This window comes from Vibrio lentus (assembly GCF_030409755.1).
GTDB classification, from domain to species: Bacteria; Pseudomonadota; Gammaproteobacteria; order Enterobacterales; family Vibrionaceae; genus Vibrio; species Vibrio lentus.
Window position 1 is genome coordinate 379,767 of the sequence record NZ_JAUFQE010000001.1, and the last position, 15,784, is coordinate 395,550.

The window sequence follows — 15,784 nt, forward strand, 5'->3', positions numbered from 1 at the left end:
AGCAGTGACTCATTTTAATTGACGTAAAGGTTACTCATGAAAAAATTATTGGCATGCGCCATCTTGCTTGCAGTCCAAACTCCTAGCTTCGCTTCGGACATTCTTATTCAGGATGTGGACATCTTTGACGGCACATCAAAGCAACTACAGAAGAACATGGATGTGATCATTGAAGACAATATCATCAAACAAATTGGCGAAGACTTAGCAGCACTGCCAAACATGACGATTATTAATGGTGAAGGGAAAACCATGACTCCCGGACTCATCGACAACCATTGGCACTCAACGCTCGGACTCCCTTTAGGCCAACTTTTACGAGCACCAAACCAATACGTTGATGCGATTGCGGTAGATGAACTTGGAGACATGTTACTTCGTGGTGTCACAACGATTCGAGATGCGGCAGGGAATTCCGCTGGGTTGAAAATGGCCATCGACAATAAGTTCATACCGGGGCCTAGAATCTATCCATCACAGGCTCTGATTGGCCAATATTCAGGGCATATTGATTTCAGAAACCCGAACTTCTTACCTAAAGAGTGGGGTGGTCCAGTAGACCCAATCGAACAGATGGGCATTGGTATTTTAGCGAACGGCACCGATGAAGTATTGGCAGCTGCACGTAACAACCTGTACCAAGGTGCCACACAAATCAAAATGGCCGTAACGGGTGGTGTTAGCTCTACCACAGATCCGCTATACGTGAACGAATACACGTTGGAAGAGATAGAAGCGGCAGTGAAAGTTGCCTCTGACTACGGTACTTATGTGATGGTTCATGCTCACTCTTCGGAAGGCATTCAAAGAGCCATCAAAGCGGGTGTAAAAACCATCGAGCATGCGGCAATGGCCGATGAAGAGACATTCGCAATGATTGCCAACAGAGGGCTTTATACTTCGATCCAAGTGTTAGTGTTCAAACAGCTGCTCGACACGATAGATAAAAACGACCCACGTTACCCTAAAGCTAAGCAAGGTTGGGATAATCTAGACAATATCTTTGACCATATTAAGAAATACAATGTTAAGACGGGTTGGGGAACCGATTTGTTGGAAGGTTTAGATAACCGAGAGCAACAACTACAGGACTTGGCTTTACGTGAAAAGTGGTTCACACCAGCAGAGATCTTGATTCAAGCGACGGGTACTAACAGCGAAATCCTACAACTGACTGGCAAACGCAACCCTTATGGCAAAGTGGGCGTAATTGAGGAAGGAGCAATGGCTGACGTACTTCTGTATTCGGCTAACCCATTGGATGATATAAACATCGTGGCTCAACCAAAAACGTACCTATCAACCATTATCAAAGATGGAGAGATAGTGAAAATTGAAGGTGAAGTCGTTTCGTATTACTAAGCCACTGAAAAATCGCACTTAAGGATCAACCGGAACGTTTTAATACTTCCGGTTGTTTTGCTTTTGTTTTCTTTTTGTTTCGTTGGTTCTGTTCGTTATAGAGCCCTGACTAAATTGGGATGAAATCAAAAAGTATCATTGGTTGCTTATATTTGAGTTAATATGATACTTAATGTTGGGCGCGTTCCTGTGTGAGTAAATATACTTAACTCATACCTAATCAGAGGAACACATCATGAAAGCATTCACTAAATCAGTATTGGTACTTAGTCTTTTAGCAGCAGGCTCCACACAAGCGTTTGAGCTCACCAGTAAGGATATTCAAGAAGGCCATCCAATGGCTAAAACATTTGAATACTCAAGCTGGGGCTGTGATGGGGGTAACCTATCTCCACAGTTGATGTGGAAAGATGCACCTGAAGGAACGAAAAGCTTCGCGATAACGGCTTATGATCCTGACGCACCGACTGAGAGTGGCTTCTGGCATTGGGTTGCGTTTGATATTCCAGCGTCGGTAAATGAATTGCCTCGTGGTGTCGATATCTCTAAGTTGGGTGGTAAAGAAGGGCGCATCGATTACGGCACGGTTGGTTTTGGTGGTGCGTGCCCTCCAGAAAATGACGGTATGCACCGTTACCAATTTACTGTCTGGGCGTTGCCAGCAGACAAACTGAATCTTGATGAAAACACGCCGTCTGCCGTTGTTGGCTTTACGTTGAATAGCATGGCGCTAGACAAAGCAAAACTAACCGCGACTTATACTCGCTAACGATAATCACAGCTTTTTAGTATAGAAAGGGGGAAAGATGAATCACCAATATCAAGTCACGACATTTCGTGCTGAGCAGCTACAAAAGTTGCGTAATGTGAGGATTCTTTCCCCGAGTATTATTCAGATCATTACTGGTAGTAAGCGATTGTTTTGGAAAGAGTCGCCATTTGATCTTTCTCACTCTCAGCTCTTATTGTGTGAGGCGTCTGCTTCGCTGAGTTTCGAAAACTTACCCCATAAAGGCCGTTTTCTATCTCGTGTATTCAGTTTCCACTATCAGCCAACTCAAGCCATGCTTGAACTGAGCGAGGAAAGGGCAAGCAGTGAATCATTACCAACTGTAGACGCTGATCGAGCATTGCAAGAATCACTGAATGCGCTGTTTTCATTTGATGTGCAGAGCATGAGCAAAGAGACACAACAGTTTTGGCTGCTGGGCTTGTATCAACAGTTGGCTGAAAAAGGCGCATTGCACCAGTTGTTTGTGAGCGCTAATGCCTCTTTTAGCCAGAAATTGAGTCATTATCTGTCACGTTCGCCAGATGAAAAACACCCACTTGAAGCGGTTGCAGAACATTTTGCAATGAGCCGCGCGACTCTGATTCGAAAACTAAAACACGAAGGGAAGCAGTACCGAGAAGTACTGGCTGAGGTACGTTTAAGCCATGCTTTATATTTGATGCAACATGGCCAACAGAATGTCGCAATGTTGGCTCAGTCTTGTGGATACCAATCCGAAGGGCGTTTTAGTCAACGCTTTAAAGGTAAGTTCGGTCTAACGCCGAGTGATTACATTAAAACAGTGACGACTAATTAACGAACTTGGGAGGTCTTGTTACACATTGATCTTCTTGTCTCTTGCGGCCAGTGCCGCGAAAATCGTACAAGCAAACGCGACCGCAGCGATCAATAGAATGGGCACACTCCAAGAATCAGTCAAAGCATGAAGCTTACCGACCAAAGTTGGGCCAGTTGCCGCTAAGGCATAACCAATGCCCTGAGCCATACCAGACAGTGAAGCCGCTTGGCTGCTATTCGATGTTCTCAAACCCACAAAAGAAAGCGCAATAATAAAGGTCGAACAGTTTGCCAGTCCAAATAATCCCACCCAGAATATCGCAAACTCAGGCAAATACAGTAGGCCAATCAATCCAATAAACACGCTCGAAGTACAAAGGGTAATGAGCCATTGTTGATTATCGTTTTTACCTAAGAATGGCAGTAAAAGTAGGCCTGGAACCATGGTTGAAAACTGTAGAAACCCGTAGATGTAACCCGCATCGATTTCGCTATAGCCAAGATCGTTCAAGATTTGTGGTAACCAGCCTGCCAAAGAGTAGAAGGTAAATGAGTTAAGCCCAAGAGCTAGCGTCACTTGCCACGCAACACTACTCTTAATCATCTTTTTCATCGGTAGCGGTTTATCTTCTTGCTTCTTATTGGTGGCAGAAGAGGAACGTTTTCTGATTTTAGGTAACCAGATCATCAAAGCCAGTATTGGAAATACGAGGTTCATTAACAGTGCTAATTGCCAACCTGTAAGCGTAAATAAGGTTAGATCTGAAAATGGCACCATCAAACTTGAGCCTAACGTCGAACCAATACCCATCGTAAAGATATACAGAGACGTAACCGTAGCAATCCGTGTCGGAAAACTGATTTTAACCACAACAGGTAGAAGAACATTACCAATCGCGATGCCCATTCCGATCATCACCGTACCGATGTATAAGGTTGGAATAATTCCCAAAGAGCGCAGCGTGATACCTGTCGTGATCAAAACTAATGCTAACAGCAGGCTTGGCTCAAGGCCGATTCGTTGAGATATTTTGGTGACTAACGGCGAAAACAAGGCGAACGTGAGCAGCGGTAAAGCCGTTAAGAATCCAGCAGCAGAAGAGTTAAGGTTGAGCCCTTCCATAACCTGAGAAAGCACAGGGGCCAAGCTAGTAAAAGGCCCACGCAGGTTAAGTGAAAGGAATAGAATCCCTAACATGACGAAAATACTATTACGAAGTGAGGCGCTCATAGGTTGCTCTACTGTTTGCTTATGAGAAGAGAGGCTAGCCTACAGGGCATTGAGTTGCTGCACAATTACCGTTGTTAAAAAGAGGTTAATTAGTCATATAAACGGTAATGACGCTGCTATTCCTCAACGTTCACTGACTTTATGACGATTTACGTCACTTGTTTTAAGACCCAATCAATAAACAGCGCGACCTTGGGCGAGTGCTGCTCTGTCGGCGTAGCGAAATAATATTGTTGTTTGCACACAATGGGTTGTGCGTTAAAAGGCGCAATAAGAGTGCTAGCCTCAATATATTGAGAAACCACGCTATGCCTACCCATGGCTACGCCCGCATGATTTATCGCAGCCAATACAGCCAGATCGGATCGGTCGAATTCGATATTGGATTCTGAACTCACCTCATCAAATTGGTTGGCATTCGCCCATACTGCCCACTCGCTGTGGCTTGAGTCATAATTCCACGCTTGGTTATCGTGCAGTAAGGTCGCGTTAATTAAGTTATCAGGGTTGTTATGAAGCTCATGGTTATCTGCATACTCTTGGGAGCAAACGGGAGTAATACTTTCTTGCATAAATGTTTGGCAGCAAAGCTTATCGGGCAATTGGTCATCGTAGTAGATGGCGACATCAATCCCGTGGCCTTGAAAGCTAATGTTTTCGTTGCCGGTGAGTAGTTTTAGTGTGATCGCGGGATAGCGCTGTTTAAATTCAGCAATACGAGGAACCAACCAACTCTGCGCGAAGGTCGGGCGTGAATAAATCGTCAGCGTGCCTGAAACCTCTTCATTCTTAACATCCAAAATCTCTTGGTTTAAGTCGTTCAAGGTTCGACTCAACGCGGCATAGATACGCTTGCCTTCGGCGGTGAGCAAGATCTTGCGGTGTGCACGTTCAAACAACTTAACATCCATCTCTTGCTCAAGCTTGTTGATACGGTGAGATATGGCGCTGGGTGTCATAGAGAGTTCCTGCGCCGCCAACGAAAATGAACCATGCCTTGCTGCTACTTCGAACGTGTGCAGTTTTGATAGCTGTTGACTGTTTAATCGCTGGCTTTTGGAGTACACATTGTCTTGGCTATACATATTAGAAACACCATTGTTGGAATGAACAGACCACAACATTATAAAACCATGCGTGAAGAATAGTTACTCATAGTGGCTTTCTTTTACGTAAATAGTGAAGAATCGGAATAATAGGTGAATCTACATCATGTGAATGTGAGTTTTTGTCGTTTGAACAAACGCTCATATAGCGTTTAAATAGCAACTAAACCTTGTGATTAGATTTGAGCCGATTGGACTTTTGTTCAACTAATTACCTTTTTAAGCATCGATCGCTCCTTTATCAAAGAAGATAACCATGACTGAATTGAATATCGTTGAACTGACCAATAAGTTTCCTTTGTTGGAGCAACTGACCGCTTTGCAAGAGGTGAGTTGGTTTAACCCAAACATCACGACGTTAGAACAGGGTTTACCTTACGTGGGGTTAAGCGAAGAGGACATTCAAGATGCAAACCTGCGATTACAAAGGTTTGCCCCTTATTTAGCGCAGGCATTCCCTGAAACACAAGTGACCAATGGCATTATTGAGTCTGAGCTTATTGAAATTTCAGCGATGAAATCAGTATTAGAAGATCATTATCAGTCGTCGATAAAAGGTCGCTTGATGATGAAAAAAGACAGTCACTTGCCAATCTCGGGTTCAATTAAAGCACGTGGTGGTATCTACGAAGTGTTAACACACGCCGAGAAGTTAGCGTTTGAAGCTGGGTTACTGTGTGAGAGCGATGATTACAGCAAACTGCTAGAACCAGTGTTTCGTGATTTCTTCAAACAGTACAGCATTGCCGTAGGCTCAACGGGTAACTTAGGTATGTCGATTGGCATCATGAGCGCCAAGTTAGGCTTTACAGTGTCGGTTCACATGTCTGCTGATGCGAGAGAGTGGAAGAAAAACAAGCTGCGTGAGCATGGCGTCAATGTGGTTGAGTACGAGCAAGATTATGGTGTTGCGGTAGAGCAAGGCCGTAAAGAAGCGGAGCAAGACCCGCGTTGTTTCTTCATTGATGATGAAAACTCACAAACCCTGTTCCTTGGATATTCTGTGGCGGGGCAAAGACTAAAACAACAGTTTGAACAGCAACAGATTCTGGTTGATGAAGACCATCCGCTGTTCGTTTATTTGCCTTGTGGTGTAGGTGGTGGCCCCGGTGGTGTGGCATTTGGCTTAAAGATGGCTTTTGGTGACCATGTACACTGCATCTTTGCAGAACCCACACATTCGCCTTGTATGTTGTTGGGAGTCCATACCGGTTTGCATGACGAAATCTCAGTGCAAGATCTGGGTATTGATAACCTAACTGCCGCAGACGGACTTGCAGTAGGCCGAGCTTCAGGTTTTGTTGGAAGAGCAATGGAGCGTTTACTCGACGGCTATTACACGTTAACCGACGAACGCATGTATCTATTGCTAAGTGAACTGAATCGAGCGGAGGGAATTCAATTGGAGCCTTCTGCACTGGCGGGTATGCCGGGAGCTGTGCATGTTGAACACAACAGTGAGTATTTGGCGAGGTTAGGTATTAATGACTCTACGTTAGCCAACGCGACGCATCTTGTGTGGGCGACAGGCGGCGGCATGGTGCCAGAGCAAGAAATGGCTGCGTATTTAGCTAAGTCTTCGGTGTAAATCAGGTAGAAAGTCGGACGCTGGTTGATGATTTATGAGTTTAAACGAAGCAATAAGTTGCGCAGATCGTTACTTAAAACACATATTTTATAAATTTGACTTCATAGATGTTCTAACTATCAGTTAGGTTGAGTGGCATTCAACTTGATAGGGATAGAGCGATGCAAGCACAACAGCCAAATACACCAGAAAAACTCTTACAGCGCCTAGATGCCATTGGGGAATCTTTGAAAGCTTCTGGTAGGGCGCATGCCTTATTGGGGCTCGGTTCTGTTGGCATTGAAACGGAGAGATTGGATCAGTACTCAGATGTGGATTTCTTCGCAATAGTACAAACGGGGCACAAGCAGTACTTCTTAGACAGCTTGCATTGGTTATCTGACATTCTTCCAATCGACTATGCCGTGAGAAATACTGTCGATGGCTACAAAGTCTTGTACGCTGATGGAATATTTTGCGAGTTTGCCGTGTTTGAACCACACGAATTAGCGCATATTCCGTTTGCTGAAGGTCGCATTGTTTGGCAAGAAGCCGACTTTGATACTCAGTGTTGTGTTCCACCAGCAAAAGGTGCGGCTGAAGCGAATTCTCAAGAGTGGATCATCGGCGAGGCGTTAACCAATCTTTATGTGGGCATGAGCCGATATAATCGAGGTGAGAAGCTTTCTGGTTCTCGCTTTGTTCAATCCTACGCGCTTGATCGTCTGATCGATCTTGTCGATCAAACTGAAACGTCTGAGCCAGAATTCGTCGATGAATTTATGTCGGACAGAAGGTTAGAGGCGCGTTTCCCTCAATTTGCTAAGTTATTGCCAACGTTCACACAAGGCTATGACAGAACGGCTGAATCGGCACTCGCGCAATTGGCGTTTTTGAATACGCACTTTTCAGTCAATCAAGCCATGTTCGCTAGAATTACGACTCTGTGTAAATAACGTTTTTTTGGCTGTAGTAAGACAATGTGTAAATAATGGTTGTGACTCACGGCCATTATTGATACGTTTTTAGGATGAAATTTACTTCCGCTTCAACTTCAATTTTCTTTTGGTGGTGCTCTATCTAGAGCAGCACGGAATACTCACATTCTTTAGCTGCTGGAAGGTAGTTAAGAATGTCACCAAGAATGTCGTCTCTTTTTATCTCCAGTAGCCTTTTTTACTTGGAGATAACTATGAAAACCACTCTAGATACCAAAAAACCTGAAATTATTTTAACGGGTGACCGCGCGACAGGACCACTGCATCTTGGTCATTATGTCGGGTCATTACAGCAACGCGTGTCTCTTCAGAACCATCACGACCAAACAATACTGGTCGCTGACATGCAGGGCCTTACCGACAATGCTCATAACCCAGCAAAGGTTTCGTCCAACATTCTTAATGTCGTCGCTGACTATCTTGCGGTAGGTATCGATCCGACAAAGACAACCATTTGTCTCCAATCACAGCTGCCAGCATTGGCTGAGCTCACTATGTTCTACAGCAACCTTGTTTCTATTGCTCGCTTGGAACGCAATCCCACTGTTAAAAGCGAAATTCAGAATAAGGAATTTGGCCGTTCAATCCCGGCTGGCTTTCTGACTTACCCCATCTCACAAGCGGCTGATATCACGGCGTTTAACGCAACCTTGATTCCTGTTGGCGATGATCAATTGCCAATGCTAGAACAGACCAACGAGATCGTGAGAAAAGTAAACTCACTCGCGGGCAAGCCCATCTTAAATGAGTGTAAACCGCTGCTTAGCAATGCTTCACGACTTCCGAGTACTGACGGAAAAAGTAAGATGTCTAAATCAATGGGCAACGCTATTAACCTTGGCGCGACAGAAAAAGAGATTCGTGCAGCAGTCAAATCTATGTATACCGACCCAAATCATCTACGAATCGAAGATCCGGGCCAAGTAGAAGCGAACATCGTGTTTACTTATCTTGATGCTTTTCACACTGACGCTGACTATGTCAATGAACTAAAAGATCACTACCGCAGAGGCGGGTTAGGTGATGGTCAAACTAAGAAGGTGTTGGAAGAATGCCTACAGGATATGATTCGACCGATTAGAAAGCGCCGAACTGAACTGTTAGAAGACAAGGCTCAGCTCATTGATATCTTACGTAAAGGCACGCAGGTATCGAGAGAAAGAACAGCAAATGTATTATTTGATGTAAAGGGCGTGTTTGGGCTGAATATACTCTGATTGTAAGGCTATTTATGGCACACAAATGCTGGTGCCTAACATTCAATTTATCAATGATTTAAGTGTGGGTTATATGTAAATAAAGTCAATTACGTTGAATGGGAATAATGATTAATTTATAACATCGCTTTTGTAACGGCACTTGTTACGCGCTTGCTGATTTTTTCATGCTTTTATGGCTGGGCGAGTGAACGAGGCCTTTTCTTCAAATGATGGAATTAAATGAAAACCAAATTATTACTCCCAATCTTACTTCTAGCCTCGGGCTGTTCTGACGTGGTCAATGACGAGTACGCAACTTACCAATTGGCTCAACAAGATCGTTTGTTTGATAGAGGTTGGTTGCCCGACATATTGCCTAGCTCAACATCGCAGATTGAAGTGAATAACGACTTAGACATCAACACCTCTGAAGGGAGTTTTCGTATATACGAGCCTCAGTTATCCGAGTTCATCGCTAAGCTGACACAAACCCCGTCAAAGGGTGAGTATCTCTTTACCGACAACGATAATACTTGGACGTTTAAGGTAACGGACGATAGCTTGGTCACTTACACGCTCAACAAAACCAAACACTAAGTCCTAAACACCGGCAACACACCCTCATCACTATTTTACTCGATACCATCTTGTGTGACTGCGGGAGTTGAATCTTGTGAGGGTGAGTTGGTGCTGTTAATTAACAATCGATATCGATACTGAATCTCGTAACGATTTGAAGCATGAAATTTGTGCGTATCATCGAAAATCAGATACCCCTCCATATTCTAGGTCTATTTGTTGAGTTGTTGGTAAGTATAAGAAATTATTGATTTTTGGCTACCATTCTCATTTTTAATTGTACTAGGAACTATGTTCTGAATCGATATCACATATGCAATTGGGTGTATTTACTTATATGGAGTTTCTATCGTTAAGATGCGCGCTCATCCAGTGGGTGAATTTATAAAAACATAATTATAAAGGTGACGTATGCGTGGTGCACATTTACTAATGCTATTTCCGATAGCGTTTACTTCTCAAGCTGCCAATGTTGTCGACTACTCGCAAGTCGATTTATCTACAGTACTCAATCAAACAACACAGGGTTTTACCGCTGTAAGCCAACCACTTGCTTACCAAGATGCAAGTCGTGTGGATACTGGTACAACAACACTCCTACGTAAGAAACAACTCCACTATGGGATTCCGGTTTACGGTCAATCGGTAGTGGTTGATCTTTCCCAGAAGGGCATTGCTAAAGCAGTAGATGGACAAGTGTTAACGGATATCGAAGCTGATATCGGCTCAACATTGCCAATGATCAACGCTCAGCAAGCACTCGCTATTGCTAAATCACAATATCAAGGTGTAGCGGCAGCGACCATTCACAGTCCAAATACTGAACTTGGAATTTGGCTTGATGAACAGCAACAAGCCCGCCTTATTTATAAGATTGACTTCCTACAAACGAAAGGTATGGCGCCGTCACGACCGATTACACTCGTTGACGCGAAATCTGGCGAGTTGCTCGACCAGTGGGAAGGAATTGCATTCATTGAAGCAGAAGGGCCTGGAGGAAACCAGAAAAGTGGCCGTTATTACTTTGGATCGAATACGCAGTTTGGCGGATTCCAAGTCAACTCGTATTGCCAGATGGACAGCCAAGACGTAATAACGCTTAACATGAACAACCAGCAGAGTTCAGGTCAAGTACATCAATTTAGTTGTAACGATAATGGTGGGAGCAACGTTAATAATTATCGTGCCGTCAACGGTGCGTATGCGCCAATGAACGATGCACATTACTTTGGTCAACGTGTGTTCGACATGTACCAAGATTGGTTGAACACACGTCCTATTCAGCAAAAGCTTACTATGCGTGTTCACTATGGCTCGAACTATGGAAACGCATTTTGGGATGGTCGCCAAATGACGTTTGGTGATGGCAACCAATCCATGTATCCATTAGCGACGTGGGACGTGATTGCTCATGAGGTGAGTCACGGCTTTACTGAGCAAAACTCGGGTCTTGAATATCGTGGCATGTCGGGCGGAATGAACGAATCTTTCTCGGATGTGGCAGCAGCAGCGTTAAGTGAATATGTGCACGGTAGTTTCAATTGGAAGATGGGTGAACATGTAATGAAGCATAGCGATGCAATGCGTTATTTCATCAAACCGAGCCAAGATGGTATGTCTATCGGTCACATCAACCAGTATTACAATGGCATTGATGTTCACCATAGTTCAGGGATCTTTAATAAAGCCTTCTACCACCTAGCAACAAGCAACCGTTGGGACATCAAAAAAGCGTTTAAGGCTTACGCAACCGCGAACCAACTTTACTGGACGCCAAACTCGGATTTCCAACAAGGTGCCAACGGGGTGTGCAAAGCCGCTGAAAAGCTAGGTTATGAGACCTCTGCAGTGAAATCTGCATTTAACGAAGTGGGCATTGATGTACAAAATTGTGGTTCTGGTCAGCCAAACCCGAATCCTAATCCACCAACACCAACACCAACACCAACTCCTGGCGTCGTGGATCTAGAGATAAACATGCCGACACCTATTCAGGCAGAAGGTGATGATCAGCAACAGTTTGTGCTTAAGAACGCACCGGCCGATGAAGTTTGGGTTCAAACTTACAATGGATACGGTGATGTAGACATGTACGTTGCTGTCGGTCGACCAGCATCAGTAAATGATTACGATTGCGCCTCTACCAATCAAGGTAATCGTGAATATTGTGGTCTAAATGGCGTACAGGGTGCTGATATATATGTGATGGCTTCTGGCTCTAAAGGCTCGATGGATGCGTATGTTGCGGTCAGTGCTGACTTAGAAGCACCTAAACCTGAGCCACAACCAGAACCACAAGGTTTGTGCGATAATATTCAAGAGTGGAACCCAAGCTACTATTATCCAGCAGGTACGGCAGTTCAATACTATGGCAACAGATTCTCTGCGTCTGCGGATAACTGGGGAGCAGACCCGTTCAATAACTATTGGTACTGGGTATTTGAAGGTTCTTGTTACTAGTTAAAACGACTTAAAGCTGTTCAAGTTAGCTAGAATCGACGAGAAGGGAGCGCAATCTGTGCTCCCTTTATTCGTTCAAAGTGAGAAGTGAAGATGCATGCTGATCTTGTGTTAGCACGTCCAACATTAGAGTATGTGGCTTAGCCTTAGCCTTAGCCTTAGCCTTATTCAGCATTTAGCATGCAATATCTAGTAACGACGAAACAAGGATGATTAAATTGGAAATCAGTCATTTAGATCACTTGGTGTTAACCGTTAAAGACTTAACCGTGACGGTGGATTTTTATCAGCGCGTGTTAGGCATGAAACCCATCCAATTTGGAGAAGGTCGCTTAGCGTTATCGTTTGGCAGCCAAAAGATAAATCTTCATCAACGAGGTAATGAGTTCGAACCAAAAGCGCAGCACGTGCAAGCGGGTAGTGCTGACCTTTGTTTTATCACCAATACACCAATGGCAAAGGCGATAGAACATATTGAAGCTCAAGGAGTCACTATAGAAGAAGGGCCAGTACAACGAACAGGTGCGACGGGGAAAATTGTCTCCGTTTATGTTCGAGACCCTGATGGCAATCTGATTGAGATTTCGAATTACTAGGTTTCAGAGTCAAACTTCATTTTTGGTTTGTTTACGAGTAGATAACTTCATACTCAAAGCCGCTTGAGCTAGATGTAGCAAGACAAATAAATTACAATTGAACAATGTTTTATTAATTCGAGCCTTATCGTCATGGTGCGAAACCTAGTCACATTCATCGTTAGTCTGTTTTTCTTAACCGCTTGCTCCACAACGAGTAATGAACAAATCGATGAAAAGACATTGAGCAACGAAGACACTCTGTCTAACACTATCGAAGAAGAGACGAATCTAAACGTCATTGCTGAGTCTACTGATGAGACAAATGCTGATTTAGTTAAAGAATCCAATATAAACGGCAAGACACAAACTGAACCAGTTGAAGCTTCTCAAGCTAATGCTACTCAAGGAAGTGCATCTCAAGTACATGTTTCTAAAGTAACGGCTAAACAAGTGACTGAAGATAAAGTCGAGACCGACAATGAGAAAGGGCTTGGAAGTTACCTATTACTTAACAATGAGCCGACTAAGAAAGTCATTAAATCGTTAGAGGGTGTGACAGATACATTAAATATTCTGACCTTTGGAATCTTTGCCACTGGCCACGGTTGAGCGAAGAACGAAGAACATCGAATCAGTCAATAAGGCGGGCCAAACGGTTCGCCTTTTTTATATCAGAAACTTACTGTTAGCTCTGGTCGTAGCTCTGGTTATAGCGTGTCGTTTGCTTGTCTGTCGGCTTGAGTCAAGAGACAGTCAGCAAAGTAGGTATTTGTTTATTCTGGAATGGACACGCCGTATTTACCGTAGTTGACTTGTTATATGCATCAAGGGTTTTAATACTCTCCCCAAAGTAAGCCGTGAAATCTAATCTTACAAAGACAATGTCTGATATTCACTTGTGAGCATAGTAGTATGTTTGCGGTTAAATCCGTTATTTAGGTTTTGTTATCAATATTCTAGGGAAGAGATATGAAGAATAAGAGTGCATTTTTAAGCGTCGCGATGGTTATGTTAGCTGCTCAAGCGAACGCATCTGAGGGGAGCCATGAGTCTGTAGCAGACAGTGTTATCGCTGAGCAAAGAGCGAATCTATCTGAAAATACTCAAGGAAAAGGTTTTGGCCCACAAGCTCCTCGTGACTTGGGTTCACTTGAGGGTACTAATGCTCGCCTGTTTTCGGATGCGCCAGATTCAACAGCCATGAACTTATGTAATATTCACTTCCATAAGAACGCAGAGCATAAAGGTGGCGAGTTTACTCAATACGCTGGTAACGGTGATGGAAAAGGTTTCCAGAGTGGCTTTAAATACACAGGCAAGCTAAGTTCTGCTGAGCTGAAACCATTTGAGGGAAAGGTTTGTCCGAGCGATCATGGTTCTTTGTATTCGGGCGACACCATCGAGGTGCATTACGTGTATTCAACCGCACAAGTCGAACCGGGTGAAACGCTTGGCGCTTGCTTCAACGATGCGATTACCAATCCGCAATTGCGTGTAGAAACCCAAGTTTACGTATTAGTGAATGACGACCAAGCACTCGATTTTGAAGCACTGGCTAAGCACTCTAAAGTCAACGGTTTGCACCAAGCTCCAAACATTCCACAAGATACCGGTTCAGCGATTCAATACGCAGGTTCTACAACGGGCCCAGGTTACAATGAACAAGGTTCGCCATTCCAAGTGACTTGGAGTGTGCGTCCACAAGTGGCGAAAGTGAATATCGCGACGGTTGGTAACTGGTGTGAAGGAAACGATTTTAACGAAGACCATGCACACGGTGTGAGAAATATAGTCGTAAACCCTGAACTGTTGTCACCAATAGCTAACTAGATTTATATGGCGGTAGACACTAGGCTGAATTGCTTTAAGTCTTAAATGAATACAAAGGTGAACCATAGAGTTCGCCTTTTTTATGTCTTAACGAAAAACACGTTGGGTTTAGCTTTTAGCTTTGTGGGTCATGCTTAGCGGGCAAATTACGTGTGACACTTGTTCAAAACATGAATCGTTTGAATCGCCCTTGTTAAAAAGCGTTCTTTACTCGAATCAAGGCTCCATGATACGTTCGAAACTAATTATGTTGAATGATATTTGAGGGTAGGCGGATGTCACTAGAAGGGGCTGTTACATTCTTTATTGCCATGTTTATATTTGGTATTACTCCGGGGCCTGGCGTATTCGCTATTTTGGCTCGCGGTATGGTTCACGGATGGCGTAAATGCATCACTCTTTCGTTAGGCATGATATGCAGTGACCTTATTTATCTTGTTTTAGCCTGTTTTGGCCTAGCGACGATTGCTGATAATTGGTCTTTTGCGTTTGAGGTGATTCGCTACGTTGGTGCGGCTTATTTGATTTACTTGGGCTACAAGATGTTTAAGAGTCTGCCTGAAGTGCAAGGTTCAGCGGAGCTCGCTGCCAAACAAAGTCAGAAATCGGCACTCGCGAGTTTCGCACAAGGCTTTTTGATCTCCGCATCAAATCCTAAAGTAATTCTGTTTTATATTTCGTTCTTACCGACTTTCGTTGATCTGACGGTTTTACGTTCACAAGATATCATCTTGGTGTCCGTTTTAGCATCTGTTGCGCTGATGTCTGGTTTAATGTTGATTGCTTTGGGCGCGGGCAGAATGTCTGCGTTACTTAAAACGCCACGCGCACATAGAAGATTAAACCAAAGTGCTGGTGGAATAATGATTGCAGCTGGATCTTATCTCGCGATAAACAGATAAACACGGATTAACTTAACAAAAAAGCGAACCAATAGGTTCGCTTTTTTGTTATTGCATCAACTAGAGGCGAGAATATTAAGTACTCACAAGTGAACGGGTTTACATCAAGCTTCCAACATTTCACAAGGTACTGGTTCTGCGGGTTAATACGCGAAACCTACTCTTTATTTTCTATCCTCTATTTTCTACTCGCTATTCACCTATACCTCTTAAGCAGGGATGTTATTTGTTAATCAGATTTCCAAGTGCTCGTTTCGCGTTGAATGCACTCACATGTTAAATAAGTGTGATTAACATATGTTTTTCGTATGATTAAGCTAAAGTTATCGGAATTTTTACAGATAAAGGGCTAGTGGGGAGCTCTAACACGAGATAAAACGTGCGAGCTTTGGTTTCGCTTTT

Annotated in this window: 14 protein-coding genes; 12 read left to right on the plus strand and 2 right to left on the minus strand. The window is 43.7% G+C overall.

Features of this window, described 5'->3' with window-relative positions; genetic code table 11:
* The first annotated feature begins 36 nt into the window (after positions 1–36).
* The 3 genes from QWZ07_RS01545 to QWZ07_RS01555 all read left to right on the plus strand — a co-directional run bounded on the left by QWZ07_RS01545 (position 37) and on the right by QWZ07_RS01555 (position 2,951).
* Positions 37–1,362 (plus strand): metal-dependent hydrolase family protein, encoded by a 1,326-nt coding sequence (locus QWZ07_RS01545; protein WP_192852585.1) that lies wholly within the window; start codon positions 37–39, stop codon positions 1,360–1,362.
* A 235-nt stretch (positions 1,363–1,597) separates the two neighbouring features.
* A complete protein-coding gene (locus QWZ07_RS01550; protein ID WP_065112947.1) occupies positions 1,598–2,131 on the plus strand; it encodes a YbhB/YbcL family Raf kinase inhibitor-like protein in 534 nt (177 codons plus the stop codon).
* 37 nt (positions 2,132–2,168) lie between these two features.
* Positions 2,169–2,951, plus strand: a complete 783-nt coding sequence (locus tag QWZ07_RS01555; RefSeq protein ID WP_102513350.1) for a helix-turn-helix transcriptional regulator — start codon at positions 2,169–2,171, stop codon at positions 2,949–2,951.
* Between the two features lie 18 nt (positions 2,952–2,969).
* Here the strand turns inward: QWZ07_RS01555 and QWZ07_RS01560 are convergent, their stop codons facing one another.
* Positions 2,970–4,163, minus strand: coding sequence for an MFS transporter (locus QWZ07_RS01560; RefSeq protein WP_102513349.1), 1,194 nt, complete (start codon positions 4,161–4,163; stop codon positions 2,970–2,972).
* Between the two features lie 149 nt (positions 4,164–4,312).
* The gene (gene dsdC / locus QWZ07_RS01565; protein ID WP_192852635.1) at positions 4,313–5,248 is read right to left on the minus strand and encodes a DNA-binding transcriptional regulator DsdC; all 936 of its coding nucleotides are present in this window, start codon (positions 5,246–5,248) and stop codon (positions 4,313–4,315) included.
* A 277-nt stretch (positions 5,249–5,525) separates the two neighbouring features.
* Between dsdC and dsdA the strand changes: the two genes are divergently transcribed.
* From dsdA to QWZ07_RS01610, 9 genes are all read left to right on the plus strand, one after another.
* Positions 5,526–6,857 carry a D-serine ammonia-lyase gene (dsdA, locus tag QWZ07_RS01570; RefSeq protein WP_192852586.1) on the plus strand — a complete coding sequence of 444 codons (1,332 nt, stop codon included), beginning with the start codon at positions 5,526–5,528 and terminating at the stop codon, positions 6,855–6,857.
* 161 nt (positions 6,858–7,018) lie between these two features.
* Positions 7,019–7,792 carry a hypothetical protein gene (locus QWZ07_RS01575; protein ID WP_192852587.1) on the plus strand — a complete coding sequence of 258 codons (774 nt, stop codon included), beginning with the start codon at positions 7,019–7,021 and terminating at the stop codon, positions 7,790–7,792.
* 236 nt (positions 7,793–8,028) lie between these two features.
* Positions 8,029–9,051 (plus strand): tryptophan--tRNA ligase, encoded by a 1,023-nt coding sequence (gene trpS / locus QWZ07_RS01580; protein ID WP_192852588.1) that lies wholly within the window; start codon positions 8,029–8,031, stop codon positions 9,049–9,051.
* Positions 9,052–9,273: 222 nt separating this feature from the next.
* Positions 9,274–9,630: a YbbD-related protein gene (locus QWZ07_RS01585; RefSeq protein WP_192852589.1), complete on the plus strand. Its 357-nt coding sequence runs from the start codon at positions 9,274–9,276 to the stop codon at positions 9,628–9,630.
* A 393-nt stretch (positions 9,631–10,023) separates the two neighbouring features.
* The gene (locus QWZ07_RS01590; protein ID WP_192852590.1) at positions 10,024–12,072 is read left to right on the plus strand and encodes a M4 family metallopeptidase; all 2,049 of its coding nucleotides are present in this window, start codon (positions 10,024–10,026) and stop codon (positions 12,070–12,072) included.
* 218 nt (positions 12,073–12,290) lie between these two features.
* Complete coding sequence (locus tag QWZ07_RS01595) at positions 12,291–12,668, plus strand: VOC family protein (protein ID WP_192852636.1); 378 nt, start codon at positions 12,291–12,293, stop codon at positions 12,666–12,668.
* A gap of 132 nt (positions 12,669–12,800) precedes the next feature.
* Positions 12,801–13,259, plus strand: coding sequence for a hypothetical protein (locus QWZ07_RS01600; protein ID WP_192852591.1), 459 nt, complete (start codon positions 12,801–12,803; stop codon positions 13,257–13,259).
* Between the two features lie 360 nt (positions 13,260–13,619).
* On the plus strand, positions 13,620–14,480 hold the full coding sequence (locus tag QWZ07_RS01605) for a delta-class carbonic anhydrase (RefSeq protein WP_192852592.1): 861 nt from the start codon (positions 13,620–13,622) through the stop codon (positions 14,478–14,480).
* A gap of 275 nt (positions 14,481–14,755) precedes the next feature.
* Positions 14,756–15,382 (plus strand): LysE family translocator, encoded by a 627-nt coding sequence (locus tag QWZ07_RS01610; RefSeq protein WP_065105689.1) that lies wholly within the window; start codon positions 14,756–14,758, stop codon positions 15,380–15,382.
* Positions 15,383–15,784: the final 402 nt, after the last annotated feature.

Bases quoted from the DNA above. Each gene is read 5' to 3' on its own strand.
- trpS (WP_192852588.1), top strand. From the start codon at position 8,029: ATGAAAACCACTCTAGATACCAAAAAACCTGAAATTATTTTAACGGGT.
- dsdA (WP_192852586.1), top strand. From the start codon at position 5,526: ATGACTGAATTGAATATCGTTGAACTGACCAATAAGTTTCCTTTGTTG.
- QWZ07_RS01585 (WP_192852589.1), top strand. From the start codon at position 9,274: ATGAAAACCAAATTATTACTCCCAATCTTACTTCTAGCCTCGGGCTGT.
- QWZ07_RS01600 (WP_192852591.1), top strand. From the start codon at position 12,801: ATGGTGCGAAACCTAGTCACATTCATCGTTAGTCTGTTTTTCTTAACC.
- QWZ07_RS01605 (WP_192852592.1), top strand. From the start codon at position 13,620: ATGAAGAATAAGAGTGCATTTTTAAGCGTCGCGATGGTTATGTTAGCT.
- QWZ07_RS01575 (WP_192852587.1), top strand. From the start codon at position 7,019: ATGCAAGCACAACAGCCAAATACACCAGAAAAACTCTTACAGCGCCTA.
- QWZ07_RS01555 (WP_102513350.1), top strand. From the start codon at position 2,169: ATGAATCACCAATATCAAGTCACGACATTTCGTGCTGAGCAGCTACAA.
- QWZ07_RS01560 (WP_102513349.1), bottom strand. From the start codon at position 4,163: ATGAGCGCCTCACTTCGTAATAGTATTTTCGTCATGTTAGGGATTCTA.
- QWZ07_RS01590 (WP_192852590.1), top strand. From the start codon at position 10,024: ATGCGTGGTGCACATTTACTAATGCTATTTCCGATAGCGTTTACTTCT.
- QWZ07_RS01545 (WP_192852585.1), top strand. From the start codon at position 37: ATGAAAAAATTATTGGCATGCGCCATCTTGCTTGCAGTCCAAACTCCT.
- dsdC (WP_192852635.1), bottom strand. From the start codon at position 5,248: ATGTATAGCCAAGACAATGTGTACTCCAAAAGCCAGCGATTAAACAGT.
- QWZ07_RS01550 (WP_065112947.1), top strand. From the start codon at position 1,598: ATGAAAGCATTCACTAAATCAGTATTGGTACTTAGTCTTTTAGCAGCA.
- QWZ07_RS01610 (WP_065105689.1), top strand. From the start codon at position 14,756: ATGTCACTAGAAGGGGCTGTTACATTCTTTATTGCCATGTTTATATTT.